The organism is Gabonibacter chumensis (assembly GCF_024741215.1).
Taxonomy (GTDB): domain Bacteria; phylum Bacteroidota; class Bacteroidia; order Bacteroidales; family Marinifilaceae; genus Gabonibacter; species Gabonibacter massiliensis.
In genome coordinates, this window is record NZ_JANSKB010000002.1 from 314978 (window position 1) to 336923 (window position 21946).

22 protein-coding genes are annotated in these 21946 nt (G+C 41.4%); 12 read left to right on the plus strand and 10 right to left on the minus strand.

All coding sequences use genetic code 11. The features are described 5' to 3' along the window. Window positions 1-33 precede the first annotated feature (33 nt). A complete protein-coding gene (locus tag NVS78_RS07985; protein WP_286358719.1) occupies window positions 34-1272 on the plus strand; it encodes a sensor histidine kinase in 1239 nt (412 codons plus the stop codon). 91 nt (window positions 1273-1363) lie between these two features. Beyond that, complete coding sequence (locus NVS78_RS07990; protein WP_286358720.1) at window positions 1364-2059, plus strand: response regulator transcription factor; 696 nt, start codon at window positions 1364-1366, stop codon at window positions 2057-2059. On the opposite strand, the gene NVS78_RS07995 is transcribed toward NVS78_RS07990, so the two are convergent. Together NVS78_RS07995 and NVS78_RS08000 are read right to left on the minus strand one after the other, a co-directional pair. Further along, window positions 2053-2322, minus strand: coding sequence for a hypothetical protein (locus NVS78_RS07995; protein WP_286358721.1), 270 nt, complete (start codon window positions 2320-2322; stop codon window positions 2053-2055). The genes NVS78_RS07990 and NVS78_RS07995 overlap by 7 nt on opposite strands. An 11-nt stretch (window positions 2323-2333) precedes the next feature. Further along, window positions 2334-4682: a transglycosylase domain-containing protein gene (locus tag NVS78_RS08000; RefSeq protein WP_286358722.1), complete on the minus strand. Its 2349-nt coding sequence runs from the start codon at window positions 4680-4682 to the stop codon at window positions 2334-2336. 210 nt (window positions 4683-4892) lie between these two features. On the opposite strand from NVS78_RS08000, the gene NVS78_RS08005 reads away from it, so the two are divergent. Both NVS78_RS08005 and NVS78_RS08010 read left to right on the plus strand, forming a co-directional pair. Further along, window positions 4893-5465, plus strand: a complete 573-nt coding sequence (locus NVS78_RS08005) for an adenylate kinase (RefSeq protein WP_286358723.1) — start codon at window positions 4893-4895, stop codon at window positions 5463-5465. A gap of 263 nt (window positions 5466-5728) precedes the next feature. Continuing rightward, window positions 5729-6766, plus strand: coding sequence for a hypothetical protein (locus tag NVS78_RS08010; RefSeq protein WP_052634698.1), 1038 nt, complete (start codon window positions 5729-5731; stop codon window positions 6764-6766). 57 nt (window positions 6767-6823) lie between these two features. Here the strand turns inward: NVS78_RS08010 and NVS78_RS08015 are convergent, their stop codons facing one another. Beyond that, the gene (locus NVS78_RS08015) at window positions 6824-7921 is read right to left on the minus strand and encodes an MFS transporter (protein ID WP_286358991.1); all 1098 of its coding nucleotides are present in this window, start codon (window positions 7919-7921) and stop codon (window positions 6824-6826) included. A 291-nt stretch (window positions 7922-8212) separates the two neighbouring features. Here NVS78_RS08015 and NVS78_RS08020 point away from each other — a divergent pair, with 291 nt between their 5' ends. Further along, window positions 8213-9121, plus strand: a complete 909-nt coding sequence (locus NVS78_RS08020) for a phosphate acyltransferase (RefSeq protein WP_041503815.1) — start codon at window positions 8213-8215, stop codon at window positions 9119-9121. Between the two features lie 79 nt (window positions 9122-9200). Here NVS78_RS08020 and NVS78_RS08025 read toward each other — a convergent pair whose 3' ends face one another. After that, on the minus strand, window positions 9201-9638 hold the full coding sequence (locus tag NVS78_RS08025; protein ID WP_041503814.1) for a peptidylprolyl isomerase: 438 nt from the start codon (window positions 9636-9638) through the stop codon (window positions 9201-9203). 168 nt (window positions 9639-9806) lie between these two features. On the opposite strand from NVS78_RS08025, the gene NVS78_RS08030 reads away from it, so the two are divergent. From NVS78_RS08030 to uvrA, 5 genes are all read left to right on the plus strand, one after another. Next, entirely contained in the window at window positions 9807-11063 is a 1257-nt protein-coding gene (locus tag NVS78_RS08030) for a 4Fe-4S binding protein (protein WP_286358724.1), read from the plus strand. Window positions 11064-11163: 100 nt separating this feature from the next. After that, window positions 11164-11406 carry a 50S ribosomal protein L28 gene (gene rpmB, locus NVS78_RS08035; RefSeq protein ID WP_286358725.1) on the plus strand — a complete coding sequence of 81 codons (243 nt, stop codon included), beginning with the start codon at window positions 11164-11166 and terminating at the stop codon, window positions 11404-11406. A gap of 11 nt (window positions 11407-11417) precedes the next feature. Then, the gene (rpmG, locus tag NVS78_RS08040; RefSeq protein WP_041503811.1) at window positions 11418-11606 is read left to right on the plus strand and encodes a 50S ribosomal protein L33; all 189 of its coding nucleotides are present in this window, start codon (window positions 11418-11420) and stop codon (window positions 11604-11606) included. A gap of 6 nt (window positions 11607-11612) precedes the next feature. After that, window positions 11613-11765: a DUF4295 domain-containing protein gene (locus NVS78_RS08045; RefSeq protein ID WP_082027486.1), complete on the plus strand. Its 153-nt coding sequence runs from the start codon at window positions 11613-11615 to the stop codon at window positions 11763-11765. 695 nt (window positions 11766-12460) lie between these two features. Beyond that, window positions 12461-15301: an excinuclease ABC subunit UvrA gene (gene uvrA, locus NVS78_RS08050; protein WP_286358726.1), complete on the plus strand. Its 2841-nt coding sequence runs from the start codon at window positions 12461-12463 to the stop codon at window positions 15299-15301. 124 nt (window positions 15302-15425) lie between these two features. Here uvrA and NVS78_RS08055 read toward each other — a convergent pair whose 3' ends face one another. Next, the gene (locus NVS78_RS08055; protein WP_286358727.1) at window positions 15426-15686 is read right to left on the minus strand and encodes a hypothetical protein; all 261 of its coding nucleotides are present in this window, start codon (window positions 15684-15686) and stop codon (window positions 15426-15428) included. 257 nt (window positions 15687-15943) lie between these two features. On the opposite strand from NVS78_RS08055, the gene NVS78_RS08060 reads away from it, so the two are divergent. Both NVS78_RS08060 and NVS78_RS08065 read left to right on the plus strand, forming a co-directional pair. Continuing rightward, window positions 15944-16456 (plus strand): GNAT family N-acetyltransferase, encoded by a 513-nt coding sequence (locus tag NVS78_RS08060; RefSeq protein WP_286358728.1) that lies wholly within the window; start codon window positions 15944-15946, stop codon window positions 16454-16456. Beyond that, the gene (locus tag NVS78_RS08065) at window positions 16453-16968 is read left to right on the plus strand and encodes a GNAT family N-acetyltransferase (RefSeq protein WP_286358729.1); all 516 of its coding nucleotides are present in this window, start codon (window positions 16453-16455) and stop codon (window positions 16966-16968) included. Before NVS78_RS08060 ends, NVS78_RS08065 begins: the two co-directional genes overlap by 4 nt. Before the next feature lie 36 nt (window positions 16969-17004). Here NVS78_RS08065 and NVS78_RS08070 read toward each other — a convergent pair whose 3' ends face one another. The 5 genes from NVS78_RS08070 to metF all read right to left on the minus strand — a co-directional run bounded on the left by NVS78_RS08070 (window position 17005) and on the right by metF (window position 21929). Next, a complete protein-coding gene (locus NVS78_RS08070) occupies window positions 17005-17772 on the minus strand; it encodes a TIGR03915 family putative DNA repair protein (RefSeq protein ID WP_286358730.1) in 768 nt (255 codons plus the stop codon). A gap of 3 nt (window positions 17773-17775) precedes the next feature. Continuing rightward, on the minus strand, window positions 17776-19035 hold the full coding sequence (locus NVS78_RS08075; protein ID WP_286358731.1) for a putative DNA modification/repair radical SAM protein: 1260 nt from the start codon (window positions 19033-19035) through the stop codon (window positions 17776-17778). 412 nt (window positions 19036-19447) lie between these two features. Further along, window positions 19448-20092: a SagB/ThcOx family dehydrogenase gene (locus tag NVS78_RS08080; RefSeq protein WP_434802127.1), complete on the minus strand. Its 645-nt coding sequence runs from the start codon at window positions 20090-20092 to the stop codon at window positions 19448-19450. A 16-nt stretch (window positions 20093-20108) separates the two neighbouring features. Next, the gene (locus NVS78_RS08085) at window positions 20109-20876 is read right to left on the minus strand and encodes a sulfite exporter TauE/SafE family protein (RefSeq protein ID WP_286358732.1); all 768 of its coding nucleotides are present in this window, start codon (window positions 20874-20876) and stop codon (window positions 20109-20111) included. 99 nt (window positions 20877-20975) lie between these two features. Next, window positions 20976-21929, minus strand: a complete 954-nt coding sequence (gene metF / locus NVS78_RS08090; RefSeq protein ID WP_286358733.1) for a methylenetetrahydrofolate reductase [NAD(P)H] — start codon at window positions 21927-21929, stop codon at window positions 20976-20978. Between the last annotated feature and the right edge of the window lie 17 nt (window positions 21930-21946).

The window sequence follows — 21946 nt, forward strand, 5'->3', positions numbered from 1 at the left end:
GTAAGAGTGTAGTAAATTTTTAAAAAGGGTAGGATGGTTATTAAAAAATTGTTCGGAACGATAGGTGGAATCGTGCTCGTTATGTTGTTTCTGCTTATGGTGAATCAAGCTATTATTTGTCACCGTTTGTATCGGGCCGAAAGACTGCATTGGGGGAGGGAGGTAACGGATATTCTGACGGAAAATATGGATTCGCTCGTTTGTGTTATTAATAAACAAGTTCCTACTGAAGCTTGCCGTTATTCGGAGCAGACGGAGGCAACGTTTTTTTTCTCTTCTTTGGATCGTTTGGTAAGAGAAGAATTGCCGGAAGATTTGAAGGGAGTGGAATTTTATTATGTAGCTAAAAAATTAGCGGGAGGGCTCATATCGTTTTTTCCCGATGTGAAAAAGGATACGGCGAATAAGATAGCTACTCCTGCTTTTTTATCTAAAGAGGGGGAGATATTTAGGATCTATTTTGATCTGCCTTTGGCTCTGTTTGGGGAGCGCTTCTGGCAGCAATTGGGAAGTATTTTTATTTCGTTTTTATTATTGTTGTTTCTTTTGGCTGGAATTGTTTATCTGAATCGACGGCAAAGAAAATTGGTTTCTTTGCAGGAGGGAATGATGCAACAAATTGTTCATGACTTTAATACTCCTTTGAATAGCGTGAGTACCTTACTTGAGTTACTTCGGGAAAATACGAAAGGGATTGTTTCGGAAGGGGAACGGAAAAAATACGACCTTATGGAGTCGGAAATGAACAATATGCGACGAGCCAGTACCTCTTTATTAAGTTCTTTGAGTCAGATTTGCGATGCCGATATCGAAAAGAAAATGTTCGATTTGAGAGAAGGGATCTTTTTGTTAATAAAGGAGCAACAATGGGCGAACAGGAATAAGAAGGAGGTACGTATGGAGCTGGATTATCGTATACCCGTTCCTATGATTTACGCTTCCCCCGTTCATCTGTTTTGTGTCATTCGGAATCTTTTGGATAATGCGGTAAAATATTCGGATGAGATCGTCGATGTTACTATACAATGCTATGTGAAAGGCAATGGAATCGTGATCGCCGTTTCGGATAAGGGAAAGGGAATACCTAAAAAATGGCAGAAAAAGGTGTTCATGAAGTATTACCGAGGAGAGGATCGCAAAAGACGGGTAAAGGGATTTGGTTTAGGATTGGCTTATGTGAAGAGAATCGTGAAAGCACATGGGGGAAAGATAGGGTTGGAGAGTACACCGGGAGAGGGATCCGTGTTCAGTATTTATTTGAATGAATGGTAAATAAGCAATTGTAGTAAGATTGTAGCAATTTCACTTCTTATAAAAAAGAATTTCTATTTTTGTCCGGAATATTCTGTTTAAATGGAAAGTTATGGAGAAGAGATGGAGAATGCTGTACGCGGAAGATGATTTGGTAGCGGCCGTTGCTTATACCGAGGTTTTTGAAAAAGCGGGATTTGAAATACATATGGTTCGGGATGGGGATGAAGCTTGGGAGGTTTATCTGAGTGCGGATTGGGATATTTTGGTGTTGGATATGGACTTACCTGGCAAAGACGGGTATGAATTGATTAAATTGATTCGAGAAAGAGGAGATGTCGTGCCTATTGTTATTTTGAGCTCCTTAAATCATTATAATGCGTTGTACGAAGGGGCAGATGAATATTTGGTGAAAGGAATGCGCGTGGAAGAGATCTGGGCCAGGTTGAATAAGACTATCGAACATGCCAGACATAAAAAATCATCGAAAGAATTAAGTATATGTGCCATTTCGTCTCGGACGACCTTTGACCACATGACTCGTCTGTTGTCCATATCCGGGGAGGAGTATAAATTAAAGGCCACCGAGAGTCGGGTATTGCGTTTACTTTCTATGCGTTTGAACGAATTATGCCCCAAACAGGAGATGTGTGAGAATATTTGGGGAGTACATAACGAAACCAAAGAGCGGGAGTTGGCACGCTATATTTCAACGTTAAGGAAAATTCTTTCGGTCGATTCTTTTGTTGCGATAGAGAACGACTATGCCGACGGTTACCGTTTGACCGTTAAGGAAAAACGTCATTGACGTCTTCTGAACCGACCGACTAAAGCGTAGATCCTCCACCATAAGTAAGCGATAAGGAGTACCGTGAGGGAGTAATTAACCCACGCATTTACGCGTATATAACGATTGAACATATAGAATACGCCTTTTACCGTATTCCAGGGATTGATTCCGGCCCAGCTGAAACGTATGTCGGCTGGAGAGGTAATCATGGATATGATACTAAAAGTGATGATCAAAACCAGTAGAGCGATAAGAATGGTTATTTTATTTTTATTCTTCATGGGATAGGGAATTAATTCTTATTTTTCTTTTTAAACAAATTGCCGATGCGTCGGAAAAATCCTTTTTTCTCTTTTGGGGGCGTAATCGTATCGTTTCTTTTTATTTTTTCAATTTTTTGATTGGCAATCCTTTCCAAGATGTTCATGTGATCTTTGAATATAGGCTTTTCCAGTTCTTCTTTTTTATACAATACAGGCATGGGAAAACTCGTTTTTTCCCAGTAGGCATATGTATTGCTCTTCAGACATTTTTGCATGAACAAGCCGAAAATGGGTAGAGCCATATTCGCTCCCTGGCCTAACGCGATAGAATTGAAGTGAATTTGGGCGTTATTGGCTCCGACCCGGATACCCACGACAATCCGCGGATTGTAACCGATAAACCATCCGTCCGCTTGATTTTGAGTCGTACCTGTTTTTCCGGCGATAGCCATGCTTAATCCGTAGTTTGTAATTAGTCTTCTTCCCGTTCCTTCCCGAATGACGTCCGAAAGCATATAAGACATCAATCGGGCTTCCTCTGCCGATATGACTTCTTCCTTTTCCGGTTCGGGGGCTTTGTAAATAAGACGTCCTTCACGGTCTTTGATCTCCTGTAAATAATAGGGAGTAACTCGTGTTCCGTTGTTCGCGTAACATATATAAGGCAAAATCATTTCGTTAAGTGGGATATTCGCTGTTCCGAGTGCAATGGATGGGACGGACGGAAGATCGCTTGTTATACCGAGTCGGTGGGCGTGCCGGATGGTATTCTCTATACCTGTTTGTAGCAGAACTTCAACGGCAATGGTATTGATGGATTGGCTCAGTGCTCCTTTTAACGTGTAGAAACCTCCGTATTCATTATTGGAGTTACGGGGTGTCCAATTGTCGTAAGCCGGGTAACTTTTCTGTTCGTTTTTATAGTAAGCGTCTATTTGTGCCCCCTGATGGACGGCAGCGCTATATACGACCGGTTTAAAAACGGAACCCACCTGCCGTGGGGCGAGTACCTGATCATACTGGAAATACTTAAAGTTCAATCCTCCTATCCATACTTTGATTTTACCGCTTCGAGGCTCTACGGCGATGACTCCCGGGTGCAGAAATTTTAAATAATGTTTTATGGAATCGATCGGCGAGATCTCCATCTTCGTTTCACCCTGGTATGTACTGTAAATAATCGTGGGTCTTTTTTTACCCATCTCTTTTAAAATCTCCTTTTCGGATAATCCCTGTTGTCGGAGGGATTGATATATTTTGCTTTGTCGGATGGCATTGTCCAGCACCGATTTATCTTTGTACCAGGGCTCTTGCTTTTCCCAATGGGTATAAAAATCATTTTGAAGTTTTTTCATATGTTGCAGAACGGCTTCTTCGGCGTAACGTTGCATCTCCGCGTCTAACGTGGTTGTGATTGTTAAACCGTCCTTGTAAAGATCGTAAGAGGTTCCGTATGTCTCGTTGTATTTTTTGATGATTTGAGCTGCATCTTGTCTGATACGTTCCCGTAGATAAGGGGCAGGTCCGGAATAATGGTTAATGGGTCTGTACTCCAGTTCCAATTTTTCTTTCTTAAAGTTATTTCCTTCTTGTTCAGTAAGATAATCGTATTTAACCATCTGATTGATCACCGTGTTGCGACGTTGTAAGGCTCTTTCGGGATGGAGACGGGGATTGTAGTAGGAGGGTCCCTTTAACATCCCGATCAATGTTGCGGCTTCCGGGAGCGTTAGATGCATTGCTGTTGTTGAAAAGTATTTTTGAGCGGCACTTTCAATACCGAAAGTATCCTCTCCGAAAGAGACGGTGTTTAAATAAAGGGTCAGTATCTCGTCTTTTGAATACAATTTTTCCAGGCGATGAGCTGTAATAATCTCTTTGATTTTGATGACGGGAAGCATAAAACGGCTTTTGGTGTCTCTCGGGAATAGGTTTTTGGCTAATTGTTGACTGAGGGTGCTGCCCCCGCCCGAGCTGCGGTCTCCCAATAGCAGAGTTTTGACGACTACCCTTAACATGCTGATTTTATCAAAACCGTGATGTTCGTAAAAACGAACATCTTCCGTGGCAATCAATGCATTGATCGCGTACGGGGATATGCTGTCAAACATGATGTTCGTTCGGTTTTCGATGTAGTATTTGCCTAATAACTCTCCGTCGTCGCTATACAACGACGAAGCTTCATAATTTCGGATTGCTCGTAAATCCCGGTAATCCGGAATCTTTCCCCAAGTTCCGAAATAGACGCAACAGATAAATAAAGCTAATGACATTCCGCAAAATAGAAAGGCAAGAAAAATATTTTTGAGGAAACGAGCTGAATTGTTTTTCTTTTTTTTGGGTGGCGTTGTTTTGCGCTTTACTTTTTGAGGGCTCATATCTCTTTATTTTTGCGAACAAAATTACGAAAAAAAAGCTATCTGCAAGGTAGTTTGCAGTGGTAAATGTTTTGTTTTGTCATTACTTGTTTTGTTTAGAAATTAATACTAAAATATTTCCGAAATCGTGTTCGGTAATTTAGATTAAAGTATACCTTTGTACACGGTAAATTATGTTGTAATCGATTAATATATTAATAAATTATTATCATGTTAAATATTGCTTTGTTTGGCCCTCCGGGTGCAGGTAAAGGAACTCAGGCAAAAAAGATGGTGGAAAAATACAATTTGGCCCATCTTTCGACGGGGGATATGATCCGTAAAGAGATTGCCGCTGGCTCGGAATTCGGTAAAATGGCTGCCGGAATTATTAATAAGGGAGAGTTGTTATCCGATGAGTTTGTGGTAGCGTTGATCGAGAATAGCATCGCTCATATTGATGGAGTGAACGGATTCTTGTTCGATGGTTTTCCTCGTACGGTAGCGCAAGCTGAGATTTTGGACCAGATGTTGGTTAAGACGGGGCACCCTTTGAATGCATTGATCAGCATAGAAGTGCCTCACGAAGAGTTAATGCGTCGGATGCTGGAAAGGGCGAAGATAGAGGGACGTGCCGATGATAACGAGACGGTGATTGAAAATCGTTTCAGGGAATATCAGGCAAAGACGTTACCCGTTGCGGATCATTATAAAGCATTAAAAAAATGTTATTCCGTAGATGGTCATGGAACCGTCGAGGAGGTGTTTAAATCATTGACGGAAATCATTGAAAAGATAAAATAGAGAAAAAAGATTTTCTTGTAAATCGACCGTAAATTCATTTTACGGTCGATTTTTTTCGTTCCTATGGTAAATCAGGTCGTTGGAAATAAATAGTTATATCATTTTTTATGAAAAAATGATAATTCTTATGGTAAGAAGTACCTCTGTGAAAATAAATTTAATTACCTTTGTATTTGTATAAATTTATGCTATATAGGATATAAAAGGATTTCTTTGTGTGAAAATTTTTTTTGTCAAAATTTATTGTTTTAACGGCTAAATCTATGAAGAAGAATTTGTTCTTGCTATGCTTGATGATACTATCGATATCCTGTATTAAGGAAAAAAATATGGGGTCTAAAACTTCTCCCCAAGATATTGATGTCAATCATTTTATTACAAGCGAATCTTATGAGGTTCCGGTTAGAGAGGGACATGTTACTGTGGTGAAGTGTTCAGGTGTGACGATTGCGGAAGCCAATACTCCGATGACTATATGGGTTCCTAAACAGTCTCGGGCTAAAACGGGCAGTATATCCACTTCTTTTGTGCCTGATAACCAATATCCTAATTTTACCGAGAATAAATCCCAAATGTTTCAAGTGATTTGTTTCGAGGATTCCAAGAATGCGGATTATGATTATAACGATCTGGTGATTCATGTCCGTTATCAAACGAAAGGTTCTATTTTTGCTTTCGGAGTGCAACCGGTAGCTCTCGGTTCTACGAAACCGATAAAGTTGGGATGTGTCGTGTATAAGGGTGAGAAGCAGGTGTTTAAAGGATTAATTACTCCCGTGGGGGCGGATTGTCGTTCTCAGTATTTCAAATCTCAAGAAGGGTTCATCAATACGGTTGGAACGACGAGCAATCAAAAAGGGGAAAAAAATGGTTATCTGGGGTCGACCATACGGAACTGGGATATATCTAAAATTGAAGGCAGTGGGCTTATGCGGGTTGAGTGGTATATTGAGGTGGATGGCGGTACGGAGTTGTACGCGATTTCGACCGATTATTTGAGTCAGTCATTTGATAAAAACGGATTACCTTACGGTTTGGTAATAACAACTACCGGAAGCGAATATACGGCGGAAGAAGGATATGTATGTGGTTATGATTGGTTTAATTATCCGAAGGAAGCTAAACATATTAAGGATGTTTATCCTGAGATATGGGTGTGGTTGACGACCGATAGTGTTTATGATTTTGCCAGTATTTACGATGGCCACAATCCGCCGAGAAATGCTTTTCCCGCGAGTGATCTGGGGTTATTTGAAGCCAAAAGTTTCGATATGACAGATGAAAAGTATAGAGTAAAATAGAAAGGAAGACGATAGAGAGAATCCCTCCCCTGGAAAAACAAAAATTCCGGGGGATTTTTATTTTTTATAATGCCATTCGAGAATAAGAAATAAGAGGCCTGGGATAAAGATAATAGCGGCAGTGGTTTGTAAGGCCACGGAGAGAGAGTAAGCATCGTTAAGCCATCCGACAAGTGGAGCTATGGCTGCAAATAGGAGACGAATTACAAAATTGCGGATAGAGAGTACCGTTGCTCTCATTTCAGAGAAGGTGATTTGATTGATATACCCTTTCAGTATAGGGGTAGCGAGTCCTCGTACGATGTAAAACAGGAAGAGAAAAACGAGGGCGGTATAATCGATACGCAATGAAACGGCTACATAGCCTCCCACGATGAAAAAGAGGATGAAAGCATACATTTTACGTGTTCCGATGTACCTATCCAGTTGATCTGAATAGAGGGCTGCTATACCCACCGTGAGATTGAGTACCGTCCAGATAATTCCGAACCAAGAAGTCGGGGTAGCGAGTTCGATCAACAGGGGTTGAACGAACCAGGCCATGGTTAAAGTTGCCGCCCCGATGACTCCGGAGAACAGGATGTTGTAGCAGAGTTGTCGATTCGTGAATAGGGAGTATCGTATGATTTTTGAAATGTTGGAAAGAGAGTTCGTGATTCTGGTTTTAGCGGCGTATTCGGTAAGAGAGAATGCCGCCGGAATCCCGATAAAAGCGACAAGAGATTGAGCGTAAAAAGGAAAGCGTAGGGAGTAGGCTGCCAATAAACCGCTGAAGATACCCGCGAAGGCCTCCGAAAAATTGCCGATCATCGTTACTCGTCCTTCATATTTCAAATAGGATTCTTCTTTTCTATAATGAATCATCGTGTCGTATAGCAGGGCCGAGTCCGCTCCCGATACGAGACTTTGGCCGAACCCAAGCATGATTTCAGCCATGAAAAAAGCTGAAAACGTATCGGAAAAAGAGTAGCAGCTGAATCCACCGAATCCTAAAATGCTACCTGCAATCAAACAGTTGCGTCTTCCCCAAACATCCGCAAGGTAACCTGTCGGAATTTCCAAGGAAACCATAGCGATTGAATAGATGCTTTTAAGAGTAAAAATATCCGTCATATCCAAACCGCAATCCTTGTAAAACAGCACGATGGCAGGCATGACAAGGGTAAACCATTTGGAGATTTTAATGAGGTAAAGAGCGATTATATTTCGTTTGAACGACACGTTACGATGCACTTCTTTTATTTCATCACAAAGGTATTTTTTTATTGTGAAATTTGAATTTGGGGGACGCAGAATTTAAAAAGAAAACTCCTGATGGTCGGGAATCGTTTCCGTATTTTCAATTTCTTATTAAAATGCTTTTTTTTGTTTCTGTTTCTCGTAAAAAGAGTTACTTTTGCTTCCAAATTAGAAAAATACATTCACAGAACTAAAATTTTATAAGTTATGGCAATAACTAAGATTGATGACATTTACGAATTATTGAAGGGTAATACCCGGAAGAAACGGTTGGTTGTAGCTTTTGCTAATGATAGCCACTCTATCGAAGCCGTTCATAAGGCAGTTGAAATGGGAATTGTTGAGGCTACGTTGTGTGGTGACGAAAACGAAATTAAAAAGGTATGTACAGAGCACGGATATGATATTTCACAATTTAAAATTGTTCACGAACCGGTAGATACGAAGGCTGCTGCCTTGGCCGTAAAGATGGTGCGGGATAAAGAAGCTGATATTATCATGAAAGGGTTGGTAAGTACGGATAAGTATATGCGTGCTATTCTAAACAAAGATTGTGGATTATTACCTCCGAAAGCAACGTTGTCTCATGTGGCAGTTATGGAGTGTCCGAATTATCATAAGCTATTGATCGCGAGTGATGCCGCTATCATACCGGCTCCGGATATGAATCAAAAATTGGCTATCGTGAAATACGTGAGTCAGATTGCCAACGCGTTGGGAATAGCTCGTCCGAAAGTAGCCTTGATTTCCGCAACCGAGCAGGTTTTGCCTAAGGTGGAATCGACTATGGATGCTGCCGTGATTGCAAAGATGGGAGAGAGGGGGCAATTAGGAAATATCGATATAGACGGACCTTTGGCATTGGATGTCGCTATCGATAAAGAGGCTGCTCAGATAAAGAAGATTACTTCTCCCGTAGCCGGAGAGGCCGATTGTTTGGTTTTCCCGAACATTGAGGCTGGTAATGTATTTTACAAAACCAATACTAAATTGGCAAATGCCCGTCAGGGAGCGATCTTGGTAGGTGCTACCGCTCCGAGCGTACTTTCATCCCGGGGAGATAGTGTGGATGCTAAATTGAATTCCATCGCTTTGGCTGCTATTTTTGCAAAATAAGTGAGGTGCTGATCGATATAAGTAAATAGCCGAAGTCTCTTACGAACTTCGGCTATTTGATTTATTTAAAAACAACTAACTATTCCTCGATGATTACGATTTTAGTGATCACGTCTCGGGGACGAATGGCATCGATCACCTCCAATCCCTCGTACACTTTCCCGAAACAGGTATGTTTTCTATCCAGGTGTGCAGTATTTTGGCGGTTGCAACAGATGAAAAATTGAGATCCGCCGGTGTCCCGTCCTGCGTGGGCCATGGATAAAACTCCCCGGTCGTGGTATTGATTATCCCCATCAAGTTCACATTTAATCGTGTACCCCGGTCCTCCGGCACCCGTACCATCCGGACACCCTCCTTGAATGACAAAATTAGGAATTACCCGATGGAATGTCAATCCGTCGTAGAACCCGGATTTGGCCAATTTCACAAAATTGGCGACGGTATTCGGGGCGTCTTTTTCATAAAAACGAACTTTCATAACTCCTTTTTCTGTGTGTATTTCTGCTCTGTACATACGTAAATTAAGTTTGATTTTTCATGACAAAAGTAGAGGAATAAAAAGAGGCTCGCAAATCTATTTCGGTATTTAACTCTTAGAATGGCATCTTATCGAATTTTCATTTTTACCGGGAAAAACGGAATAGAAAATTAGTTATTTTTGTGCCGAAAAGTAAGTTGAATTATGGAAGTGAGAAGAAATATTGAAGTTTTTGTGGCGAAATTGCCCCGGATTATTTTATTATGTGTGGTGCTGTTTTTAATTTCTCGCAATTTTAAAGAAGAAAAAAAAATAAATAACGGTTCGAGAGAAGAGAAACAAGAGATTCGGATTCCGGAAGATTCCATACGAAAATATTTTCCTCGTTATACGGGATTGGAACGAATCTCCCCGGTGGAATACGACGTAAAAGAGGGAGAGAAAGAAGTGGGGAAACTAATACTGACCACGCCCGTTGCGGATGATTTGATCGGGTATGCCGGCCCGGTACCTTTATTTTTAGCTGTATCCGACGAAGGTATCGTATCAGGGTTGACTTTATTGGAGAATAGTGAATCCCGAGGTTTTGTGAGACGTTTGGAGAAAAGAGGTTTTTTTGATAGTTGGAATGGGAAGCGGATAGAAGAGGTAGGAAAAATGGAGGTTGAAGCCGTTAGTGGTGCGACCTTAACCAGTGAGGCCGTTCGAATGGGGATCAAGAGAGCCGTGGGAGAATATTTGAATGAACAGGATCATCGGGGAAATGGCAACGTGTTGACTTTATTGCGTCATGTGTTAGGAGGCGTGGTAGTGCTCTTGGCTATCGTCAGTTTGTTTCGGGGAGCAAGCATGAAAAAATACAGATCGGCTTTACAAGTTGCGTCTATTTTAATACTTGGTTTTTGGAGCGGTAGCTTTATATCTTTAGAACTATTATACGGTTGGTTGCTGAATGGAATTCCGTGGGGGGTACGCGTGTTGCTGCCGGTAATTGCGTTGTTAGCGGTGATATGCCCGCTATTTTTTAATCGCTCTTATTATTGTGCTTATCTATGTCCTTTCGGGGCTGCACAGGAATTAATGGGGAAGGTACGGAGAAAAAAAATAGCCTTCGGGAGAAGAGTGAAAAAGGTTTTAAAATATACCCGGATTACATTCTTTTTGGGTATTATGGGCTTATTGTTGTGGGGTATTCCATTGGATTTAACCTCTCTTGAACCGTTTTCTGCTTTTCTGGTATCGGTCGCATCAGGAGGAATGATCGCTTTTGCACTGACTTGTCTGTTAATTTCAGTCTTCATTAGCCGTCCTTGGTGTAACTATTTTTGTCCTACGGGGGAATTTTTGGATATTTTAAGGCGAACCCCGGGAAAAGAAGAGGGGAAACGGCGAAGGGAAACGTGGCAGGAATGGTTGTCTATCACTGTTTTCTTGCTTCTTTTATGGTTTGTATTAAGCTAAGAAAAAAAATAGAAACTTTTTTATCGAAACATTTGATAGTTTGAATAAAAAGTGCGTTATTTGCATCCTGTTTGGAAAGCGTTTATAAAAATATTGAGAGATGTCAAGAATTTGTCAAATAACCGGAAAAAAGGCGATGGTTGGTAACCATGTATCTCACTCTAAAAGAAGAGTTAAGAGAACATTCGCGATCAACTTGTTTCAGAGAAATTTTTATTGGCCGGAAGAGGATAGATGGATACGTTTAAATGTATCTGCTGCCGGATTGCGCCTGATCAACAAGAAAGGCTTGAGCCATTGTTTGAGAGAGGCTACTGCCAATGGTTTAATTAAGAACATATAAAATTAAAAGAAATGGCAAAGAAAAGCAAAGGTAACAGAATACAGGTGATTCTGGAGTGTACCGAGCAGAAAGAATCCGGGGTTCCGGGAATGTCTCGTTATATCACTACCAAGAATAGAAAAAATACCACCGAGAGATTGGAATTACGTAAGTATAATCCCTATTTGAAAAGAGTAACTTTACACAGAGAAATAAAATAATAGACTATGGCAAAGAAGGTTGTTGCAACATTAAAGACAGGAGATGGTCGGGGATTTGCAAAAGTTATCAAAATGGTAAAGTCTCCCAAAACCGGTGCATACACGTTCAAAGAACAAATGGTTCCTAATGAACAAGTAAAAGATTTTTTAAAGAAATAAATCTTTGTGATTAATATATAAAAAAGAGCATTCGTAAGGATGCTCTTTTTTGTTGACGGAATGAAAATAGCTTGTCTGTGTTTTTTTATGAAAAAGTTGTGAAATTAATTTGAGGTATAGGAATAATACTTTTGATGAGAAATATTTGGTGTTTATAATCAGTTAGTTATTAGTCGGTAAGAAAAAAAAGAGTGTTTTTCTTCATTTTTTTCCCTTGAAGCTGTAACCTTTAGCGCTTCGATTCCGTTAAAGATGGTATATTAGATGATGATATAAGACTTATGATTTATTTTTAGCTGTTATTAGATTGAATCATCTAGCATAAGAGAGGGGATAGCTTTGACGGAGGTTTAAGCTGATTTTCCGATTGAGTTCTTGAAAATACTGAAATATATACCGCGGGACACCACGCACACACACCACACACACAGACGCACGCACACACATACAACATCTTTTCGTCAGTCCCATTATATTTCATTTCGAGAGGAAACGGAAAATCCCTCCCATTTTTTATTTCCCATAAATATAGAAATCTTTCATTTATTTACGATTAGGCAGTCAAAAAACATTGCGATCGAATGATTCATTTAAAATTTACGATCTACAATTTAGAATTGTCAATTATCACTTATTCTTTTCCTTTTTCAATTGTTTCCTGTATTTTTGTAAGTTATTTATATTGGAGAGCAAGTATGGGATATAAAGAAGAAGGCGAGAATATAGTTATATATGGAGCGCGGGAACATAATTTGAAGAATATAGATGTAGTGATTCCCCGTAATAAATTGACGGTAGTGACAGGCTTGAGTGGGAGTGGCAAGTCTTCCTTGGCTTTTGATACGATATACGCGGAGGGACAACGGCGTTACCTGGAAACTTTTTCTGCCTATGCCCGCCGTTTTTTGGGCGGGATGGAACGTCCCGACGTGGATAAGATAACGGGATTGAGTCCGGTTATCTCTATCGAACAAAAGACAACCAACAAGAATCCCCGCTCTACTGTGGGGACGACTACTGAAATATACGACTTCTTCCGGTTGTTATTTGCCCGGGCGGGAGTAGCTTATTCTTATGCCACCGGTAGCAAGATGGTAAAATATACGGATGAGCGGATTCTGGAATTGTTGCAGCAGGATTTTGCCGGTAAAAGAATTCTTTTATTGGCTCCGGTGGTGAAGGGACGTAAAGGACACTATAAAGAACTATTCGAGAATTTAAGGAAAAAGGGATTTATTTCTGCACGAGTGGACGGGAAGATTATGGAGATTCTTCCGGGAATGAGTGTGGACCGTTATAAAATTCATGATATCGAGATCGTTGTCGATAAAATCGTTATGCAGGATGTCGACTTGAAGCGCCTGAAGGCTTCCGTGGCGACAGCAATGAAAAATGGAAAAGGAGTCATGACGGTGAAGGACAATGAAAGTGACGAATTAAAATATTATAGTCGTCATTTAATGTGTCCTGACACGGGAATTTCTTATAAAGATCCGGCTCCCCACACGTTTTCTTTTAATTCTCCTCATGGTGCTTGTAAAAAGTGCAAAGGCTTAGGGTATATTAATTCTGTTGCGATAGAGAAGATTATACCTGATGATTCGTTGTCTATCTACGCCGGGGGGATATTGCCTTTGGGAAAATATAAAGGATCTTTGATATTTTATCAAATCGATACGATTTTAAAAAAACATGGTGCGGATATAAAACAACCGATTCGCGAGCTTCCAGAGGAGGCTTTGACTGATATATTGTACGGCTATCCTGGACAGTTCCGTTTGGAAAATACGGAAATAGGAGTCTCTTCCAATTTTTTAACCACCTACGAGGGTATTTTAAAATACGTCACGATACAGGAGGAGAATGCCACCTCTAAAAAAGCAAATAAATGGGCAGAGCAGTTTATTTCGGTAACGACTTGTGATGTTTGTAACGGTCAGCGTTTAAATCAGGAGGCTTTGCATTTTTATATCGGCGGGAAGAATATATCCGAGTTGGCCAATATGGAATTGGATGATTTGTACGTTTGGGCATGTAATGTTGAACGACACCTGGAATTAAAACAAAAACAGATTGCCGGAGAGATATTGAAGGAGATACGGACTCGTTTGAAGTTTATGTTGGATGTCGGGTTGGAATATCTTTCTTTAAACCGTCAGTCGATGACTCTTTCCGGAGGAGAGTCCCAGCGTATTCGATTGGCTACACAGATCGGATCTCAGCTGGTAAATGTACTTTATATATTGGATGAGCCCAGTATCGGCTTGCATCAGAAAGATAACAGGAAATTGATTCGTTCCTTGCAAGAGCTGCGGGATGCGGGAAATTCGGTGATCGTGGTGGAACATGACAAAGAGATGATGGAAAATGCCGATTATATTGTGGATTTGGGACCTAAAGCCGGAAGAAAGGGGGGGGAGATTATGGCGATAGGTACATTCGATGATATTAGGAGGAGCAGTAGCCTGACGGCTCAGTATCTAAAGGGTATTAGAGAGATTACCGTACCGTCTGAACGTCGGCAGGGAAACGGGAAAAAGATCAGTCTGAAAGGGTGTACCGGAAATAATTTAAAGAATGTGGATGTCGATTTCCCTTTAGGGAAGCTGATCTGCGTTACCGGGGTAAGCGGTAGCGGAAAGTCCTCTTTGGTGAACGGAACACTTCATCCCATTTTGAGTGCTTATTTTTATTATTCGTTAGCAGAGCCTTTGCCTTATTGTGCTATTGATGGCATAGAGAATATAGATAAAGTCGTGGTGGTAGACCAAAGTCCGTTAGGAAAAAGCCCCCGATCTAATCCGGCGACCTACACGGGTATTTTCACCGATATCCGTAAAATATTCGAAAAATTGCCGGAGTCTCAAATCCGGGGATATACGGCGGGCCGCTTCTCGTTTAATGTGAGTGGTGGGCGTTGTGAAGCTTGCAAGGGTGCCGGGGTAAAAACGATAGAGATGAATTTTTTACCGGATGTTTACGTGCATTGTGATGAATGCGATGGAAAACGGTATAATAAGGAGACTTTAGAGGTGCGTTATAAAGGGAAGTCTATCGGGGATGTATTGAATATGACCATCAATATGGCGGTGGAATTTTTTGAGAATTTGCCTCATTTGCAGGCCAAATTGAAGGTATTGCAAGATGTCGGTTTGGGATATGTTCAGATCGGACAACCTTGTACTACGTTAAGCGGTGGTGAATCGCAACGAATAAAATTAGCGGCGGAGCTGTCTAAAAAAGAGACGGGAAATACGTTGTATATATTGGATGAGCCGACGACAGGCCTGCATTTTGAGGATGTAAATATTTTGTTGGGAGTATTGCAGAAATTAGTGGATAAAGGAAATACCGTGATTGTGATCGAGCATAATCTCGATGTAATAAAGGTTGCCGATTATTTGATTGATATGGGGCCCGGCGGGGGAAAAAACGGGGGAAAAGTGGTGGTTACGGGGACCCCGGAAGAGGTGGCCTTAAGCCCGGACTCCGTGACAGCTCCTTTTTTGCGGAAAGAACTACATGGTAAGGATTAACTATTAAAAAATTAAGCGATTCTGTGATTTTAGATTTCGTGCTTGGGTGATTATTTGCTAATAACCTAATCACGGTATCACTGAGTCATAGAATTATATTCTGATTCGCAATTTACAATGGATGCTAGTACCTGGGATTGACAATCAGATCGAGGGTAAATCCATCGATGTATCGGTTTAATTCATCTTCGGCTTTTTCAAGCGAATCAACTCCCCATCCGGGTTGTGTATAGTCGTGGTCTCCGTATTTTTTGTACCAGTGACTCAATATAACACCGTAATGGTTTTCGTCTCGTTTTAAAATCTTGGCTTTGATTTTATGGGTAAGGTCTTCCACCGTATATTCGAATTCCTTTATTACCTCGGCTTTTTCTATCTTAAGCATAATTCTTGTTTTATTTAGGTGATCCGTAATTTTTTATTTGTCGGTCTTATGAATGACCGCTTTGATAAAATATACGCTTTGGAACTTTTAAACGTTTCGTTTTGTTTGTTTATTTTCAAGCGGAATGAAAATTATTCTCCGATACGAAGCTTATATTTAAAAAGTCATATATATTTGTGATTCAATGGGAATTTTGCATATTTGAATGTTCCGGATACAAAAGTGTTTCCAGTGATAAGAATCTATATGAAAATACGATGGTAAGAATCAGACAGGAAGAAGAGAAAGACTTTGCAAAGATTTATGATTTGGTAGAAGAAGCTTTTAAAACGGCAAAGGTTTCCGACGGGGACGAGCAGGATTTTGTCGACCGTTTGCGGGCGGGAGATCATTATATCCCGGAGTTGGCTTTTGTGGCGGAAGAGAGCGATCGATTGGTGGGGCATATTATGTTGACCCGTTGTCGGGTTATGATGAAGGAGGGGACTTTTGATGCTCTTTTGTTGGCTCCGCTTGCTGTCGTTTTAGAGTATCGTAACCGGGGTGTGGGAGCAGATTTAGTTAAAGAGGCACTCCGTTCCGCAAAGGAAAAAGGACATAAGGCTGTATTTTTGACGGGAGATCCTGTTTATTATGGTCGATTTGGTTTTAAATCCGTGGCGAATTACGGGATTGGTTGTGCGGAGGAGATTCCTTTGGAATATGTATTGGCCTGTGAGTTGATTCCGGGGAGTTTGGAACATGTGGATGGTAAATTGAGTTGGGAATGAATAAAAGGTATGAATTGAGGCCATGGAGCTTATCCGATTGCCGGTCGCTGGCCGAATATGCCAATAATATACATGTATGGAATAATTTGCGGGATAGTTTTCCATCCCCTTACACGGAGGAGGATGCACGGGTGTATATAGCAAATACCTTGACGAAAGATTGTGTTCAGGATTTTGCTATCATTGTTGATGGGAAAGCAGTTGGGGGTATAGGTTTTATTCCGCAGGTCGATGTGGAGCGATACAGTGCGGAAATCGGATATTGGTTAGGAGAACCTTATTGGGGATGCGGAATTATGAGCAAGGCGGTGTCCGAGGTTGTGGAGTATGTATTTGCCACGACGGAATTGGTTCGATTATACGCTTCTGTTTTTAAATCTAATCCGGCTTCCCGAAAAGTTCTGGAAAAATGTGGTTTTCGGTTGGTGGGAATTATGCATAAAGCGGTTCGGAAAAATGACCGATGGGTGGATATGTGTTGTTACGAGATTCTTAAGTCTTCGGAGAAGTGAGCCCGGAAGAACGATCCCCGGTACGGAATGAGTGATTTAGGATTGTTTTTCCGTGAGGTATTTCCAGAAACGGGCAGGTAGATTCTTACGATGGAGCTTGGGATTCAATCGTTCTTTAATCGTGATCGATTGAAAGTACTCCCTCCAAAGACGTTGGATCAGTTTTTCGTCCCGGTCCATTGATTTTTCATCCAGTATTCCTGTGATCAGATGATATTCTTTGGTATCGAAACGTACTTCGGTAACAGTAGTTAAATCATAATAGTAACCGTATTCTCTTTTCAGATCGTAGATCAGCCATCTTTGATCGGAAAAACGGTCTTGAAGGTGTTTTAAGGTTAATGAGAGTACGTTATAGAGCGGTTTTAAGGCTGCAAAGAAAGTGCCGTCTGCGGCTTTTTGAAATCGTAAAAATTGAATGACCCGGAGACGTTCGTTGTTTACTTTTTTAGCATTTTGGGTTATTTGCAATACATCCGGGTCTCCGAAGTTTAATTCGATGGAAACGGGTGCATCGATTGTTTTACATATATAGCGGAATAGTAAAAGATCGATTTCCGGTAGTTCGGACAACCAGTTCATGACTAATGTCGATAGGGCGGGTGCTGAGAGTTTTTTTAGGAGGGCGTTCCATACCCGGTTACTTCTTTTCTCATCGGTAACGACAGTGTAAGTCTCGTCGTAAAACAGGGGTAGGGATTCGACTTCTCCTTTTAGCATATCGGGGAACGAATGTCTGCTGTAGGCATCGAATACGGCGGTAAGAAGACCTTCGAATGTTTTATCGTATATATAAATAACCATCGTTTAATACTGAAAGGGGATTACCAGTTGACGATCGTCTATTTTACGGTTGGATGGCCGGGTTAAAATACGTCGTACGGTTTCCGGTTGCATTTCATGAATGGTCTGCATCGGTAATTCGTGGCAGGTAATAAAATACTGGGCCTTTTTCATCACGACTCCGATTTGTTTCAAGTGGGTGGCACCCAGTCGGGAGTGGCGTCGTGCCGTGATAATCATTTGAGCCGATTTTACTCCTAAGCCGGGAACCCGGAGTAACATTTCATAGTCGGCCCGGTTGATGTCGATAGGGAATACTTCCGGATGACGTAAAGCCCACGATAGTTTGGGATCAACTTCCAGATCCAGGTCAGGATAGGCATCGTTGACGATCTCGTTAACGGAGAAGTGGTAGAAACGAAGCAGCCAGTCGGCTTGATACAGACGATTCTCCCGTACCAATGGAGGCTGTTTTAACATGGGGAGACGACTATCGTAACTGTTTACGGGGACATATCCCGAATAATACACTCTTTTCATCGTGGGACGTTTGTACAAGGCGGAAGAGAGATAGAGGATATCTTTGTCGCTGTCGTCTGTTGCTCCGATAATCATTTGCGTACTTTGTCCGGCCGGGGCAAAATGCGGCGCATGGCGAAATTTTTTTCGTTCTTCCGCGTGCTGGAGTACTCCCTGCTGGATATAGCGCATGGGAGTGAAGACACTTTGAAAATCTTTTTCCGGGGCTATAATCTTCAGACTCTCTTCTTTCGGGATCTCGATATTTACACTTAACCTATCGGCATAGAGACCGGCTTCGTTTACCAGTTCCCGACTGGCACCCGGGATACTTTTCAGATGAATATACCCGTTGAATCGGTATTTTTGTCTCAGATCCTTGACTACTCTCACCAGGCGTTCCATGGTGTAATCGGGATTACGGACGACTCCCGAACTAAGAAAAAGTCCTTCAATATAGTTTCTCCGGTAAAATTCTATCGTTAGATTCACAAGCTCCGTGACGGAAAAAGTGGCCCTTTTCAAATCGTTGCTGCGACGATTGATGCAATAAGCGCAGTCGTACATGCAATTATTCGTCAACATGATCTTCAATAGAGAGATACAGCGTCCGTCTTCCGCAAAACTATGACATATCCCCCAACCTTCGGCACTTCCGATCTCTCCTTTTTTGTGCGAGCGGGAGGTACCGCTGGATGCGCAGGATACATCGTATTTGGCAGATTCTGCCAGTATTTTTAGTTTTTCGAGAACACTTTCCTCCATAATAACGGTTTTCTATCTCCGGTTGATCTTTTACAAAGATAAATGCTTACCGTTATTTCGGTAGATAAAAAGGAAGAATTAACGTTAAAATAACCCACAGGGACGGGTACAATGTGCTATTTAATTGTAAATTTTAGATTGACAATTGTAGAGTAAAAAATTCTGAGATTAGGAGATTGAGTGATTTTGTGATTGGATAGTCATAAATTGTGACCATAAACCTAAAGGGAAGGGGAGAGGCATAAATAATGAACAGCGAACTGATAATTATAAATTGTGGATTAAAAGAATTCAACGATTTTGTGAATGGGATTGTAAAACACCTTGATAGCACTTAGGGACGGGGCAAAAGTGCTATCAAGGTGCGTTTGATTATTCGATTGCTATATCTGCAATCGTTAATCTACAATTGTCATTTCTTTTGGGGATATCCTACCGGGTTATTCATCAGAAGCAGTTGATGCTCCTTTAAGTTGAGGACTTTTTTCAATTTATCTTTGTCCATAGAGGCCCGGGGAACCGTAACCAAGTTGTTGGCTGCACAGAACAGATTGATATTTTGTGAAACGATTCCGGCATCCATAGCTGCCATTAACCGGACTTGTTCGTTATCGCCCATTCCGAAGCGGGAGATATCCGAAACCAAGATAAGGGAAACGGGAGCTGTCTGGACGAAATCCTGCTGGCCTCCGACTGCGGCCCGATGATCTCCTTCTGCTACGGGTTTTAAACTGTTTTTTTCCGCATCGTATAGATAAATTCCCTCGGGAAGGCAAACATAGATATCGACATCTTGTTTATTAAGGGCCGATGGGGCGGTACGTTTTTTTGAATCCGGTCTGTTGATGCCATTCGCGGCCCATAAAAGATCGCTTAAATCCTGAGTGCTTAACGGCTTATTAGAAAATTCCCTGACAGATTCCCGATCGTTCAAAGCTTGCATTAGGCTTGCTCCTCTTGTTTTATTCGGAGCATTTAGTTTAATCTCTTTCATGTTTTGAGCATTTAGCGTGTTAGTCATGAATAAAATACCGATAAAAAAAAGATAATGTTTCATGCTTTAAGGTTTTTAGTTAGGTAAAATAAAGCCGGATGGCCACAATAATTAAAATAACAAGTAGGAAATATCGAATGTACTTCGCTCCCCATTTTATGCTGAAACGGACTCCGAGCCAAGCACCGAGCATATTTCCACAAGCAAGTATCAGTCCTGTTTTCAGATCGACTAATCCATAATAGAAAAAAATACCCAAGGCTATAATGGTATAAAATAGAACGATAAATAATTTGATCGCGTTGGCTTTTATTAGATCGTAACCGCATCCTAATACCAATCCCGCCAATAGAAAGAAGCCAATTCCAATCTGAATAAAACCTCCGTATATCCCGATGATAAAAAATACCAGATGGCGCAACCAGGGGTTTTTTACTTTTGCCCGTTCCGCGTTGGCTTTTACCCAGGAATTAGGATCCAACCATATCATAAAAAACATAACGATCAATAGCCCGGCAATTACTTTGCGGAATATCTCTTCATTGATATCCACGGCAATGAAGGCTCCGACAATACTACCTATGGCTACTGGCAATACAAGCTTCGAATCGGTTTTAAAGTCGAGTATCTTTTTATGTTTAAAGCTACCTACGGATACGATGTTTTGTAATAGAATGGCGACACGGTTTGTCGCATTGGCTACGTTAGCCGGTAATCCAATGAAAATTAAGAATGGAACCACTAACATGGAGCCTCCCCCGGCGAAGGTATTGATAAACCCTGCTGCCGTACCGAGTAAAATAGTAATCAAAGCTTCCGTCAGACTCATGATCATCGTATTTGCCATACAAAGTTAGGATTTTCCGGGGAAAAGAATTAATAATTCGAGGGTATTATCAGGTAGGTTTGAATCTAAAGAGAAATCGAAAGTTTTATTCGAACGGTATTAAAAGACCCGTTTGACAATTTCTTGAATATTGTCCGATTTTCCCATGGTATAGTAGTGTACCGCCGGTGCTCCTTGTCGGATCAGTTCCTGGCTTTGGGCAATACACCATTCGATACCTACCCGGTAGACCTCTTTATTCGAACGACATCGCCGGATGGCTCGTTCTAACTCTTCCGGAATATCGAGATTGAAAGAGCGGGGGAGGTTTTCCAAGTGTTTAAAGGAGGAGATCGGCTTTAGTCCCGGGATAATGGGCACCGAGATGCCGATAGCCCGGCATTTTTCGACAAAAGAGAAATAGTTGTCGTTATCGAAAAACATTTGCGTAACAATGTAATCCGCTCCAGCGTCTACTTTTCGCTTGAGGTTTTCGATATCACTGACCGGATTAGGTGCTTCGTAATGTTTTTCAGGATAGCCTGCCACACCGATGCAAAAATTGGTGGGGACGGCATCGGTAAGCGTGTCGTCCAAGTATTTCCCTTGATTCATCCTTGCGATTTGTTCTACCAGTTCGCAACTGTATTTATGTCCGTCTTCTTCGGGGGTAAAATGGCGTTGTCCGGAAACAGGATCTCCCCGTAGAGCCATAACATTTTCAATATCGAGAAAATTTAAATCGATCAAATCGTTCTCGATCGAATGACGGGTAGCTCCCCCGCATACGATATGAGGGACGACTTCCACGGGATAGCGTTTCATAATGGCTGCGGATAAAGCAACTGATCCCGGGCGTTTGGTGACTGTTACCTTCACGATGGAACCGTCAGCTCGTTCCCGGTATTCTTGCTCGTCCCGGTGAAAGGTTATGTTGATAAAAGGTGGAGCGAATTTTATCAATGGTTCAATGGCTTCGTATATTCGGTGTATGTCTCCGCCTCTGAGAGGAGGTACCAGTTCAAAAGAAAATATCGGGCGGTCGGATTTTTGGAGTATATCGATGACTTTCATGGTCGTATCATTTAAGG

Bases quoted from the DNA above. Each gene is read 5' to 3' on its own strand.
- NVS78_RS07985 (WP_286358719.1), top strand. From the start codon at position 34: ATGGTTATTAAAAAATTGTTCGGAACGATAGGTGGAATCGTGCTCGTT.
- NVS78_RS07990 (WP_286358720.1), top strand. From the start codon at position 1,364: ATGGAGAAGAGATGGAGAATGCTGTACGCGGAAGATGATTTGGTAGCG.
- NVS78_RS07995 (WP_286358721.1), bottom strand. From the start codon at position 2,322: ATGAAGAATAAAAATAAAATAACCATTCTTATCGCTCTACTGGTTTTG.
- NVS78_RS08000 (WP_286358722.1), bottom strand. From the start codon at position 4,682: ATGAGCCCTCAAAAAGTAAAGCGCAAAACAACGCCACCCAAAAAAAAG.
- NVS78_RS08005 (WP_286358723.1), top strand. From the start codon at position 4,893: ATGTTAAATATTGCTTTGTTTGGCCCTCCGGGTGCAGGTAAAGGAACT.
- NVS78_RS08010 (WP_052634698.1), top strand. From the start codon at position 5,729: ATGAAGAAGAATTTGTTCTTGCTATGCTTGATGATACTATCGATATCC.
- NVS78_RS08015 (WP_286358991.1), bottom strand. From the start codon at position 7,921: ATGCCTGCCATCGTGCTGTTTTACAAGGATTGCGGTTTGGATATGACG.
- NVS78_RS08020 (WP_041503815.1), top strand. From the start codon at position 8,213: ATGGCAATAACTAAGATTGATGACATTTACGAATTATTGAAGGGTAAT.
- NVS78_RS08025 (WP_041503814.1), bottom strand. From the start codon at position 9,638: ATGTACAGAGCAGAAATACACACAGAAAAAGGAGTTATGAAAGTTCGT.
- NVS78_RS08030 (WP_286358724.1), top strand. From the start codon at position 9,807: ATGGAAGTGAGAAGAAATATTGAAGTTTTTGTGGCGAAATTGCCCCGG.
- rpmB (WP_286358725.1), top strand. From the start codon at position 11,164: ATGTCAAGAATTTGTCAAATAACCGGAAAAAAGGCGATGGTTGGTAAC.
- rpmG (WP_041503811.1), top strand. From the start codon at position 11,418: ATGGCAAAGAAAAGCAAAGGTAACAGAATACAGGTGATTCTGGAGTGT.
- NVS78_RS08045 (WP_082027486.1), top strand. From the start codon at position 11,613: ATGGCAAAGAAGGTTGTTGCAACATTAAAGACAGGAGATGGTCGGGGA.
- uvrA (WP_286358726.1), top strand. From the start codon at position 12,461: ATGGGATATAAAGAAGAAGGCGAGAATATAGTTATATATGGAGCGCGG.
- NVS78_RS08055 (WP_286358727.1), bottom strand. From the start codon at position 15,686: ATGCTTAAGATAGAAAAAGCCGAGGTAATAAAGGAATTCGAATATACG.
- NVS78_RS08060 (WP_286358728.1), top strand. From the start codon at position 15,944: ATGGTAAGAATCAGACAGGAAGAAGAGAAAGACTTTGCAAAGATTTAT.
- NVS78_RS08065 (WP_286358729.1), top strand. From the start codon at position 16,453: ATGAATAAAAGGTATGAATTGAGGCCATGGAGCTTATCCGATTGCCGG.
- NVS78_RS08070 (WP_286358730.1), bottom strand. From the start codon at position 17,772: ATGGTTATTTATATATACGATAAAACATTCGAAGGTCTTCTTACCGCC.
- NVS78_RS08075 (WP_286358731.1), bottom strand. From the start codon at position 19,035: ATGGAGGAAAGTGTTCTCGAAAAACTAAAAATACTGGCAGAATCTGCC.
- NVS78_RS08080 (WP_434802127.1), bottom strand. From the start codon at position 20,092: ATGAAACATTATCTTTTTTTTATCGGTATTTTATTCATGACTAACACG.
- NVS78_RS08085 (WP_286358732.1), bottom strand. From the start codon at position 20,876: ATGGCAAATACGATGATCATGAGTCTGACGGAAGCTTTGATTACTATT.
- metF (WP_286358733.1), bottom strand. From the start codon at position 21,929: ATGAAAGTCATCGATATACTCCAAAAATCCGACCGCCCGATATTTTCT.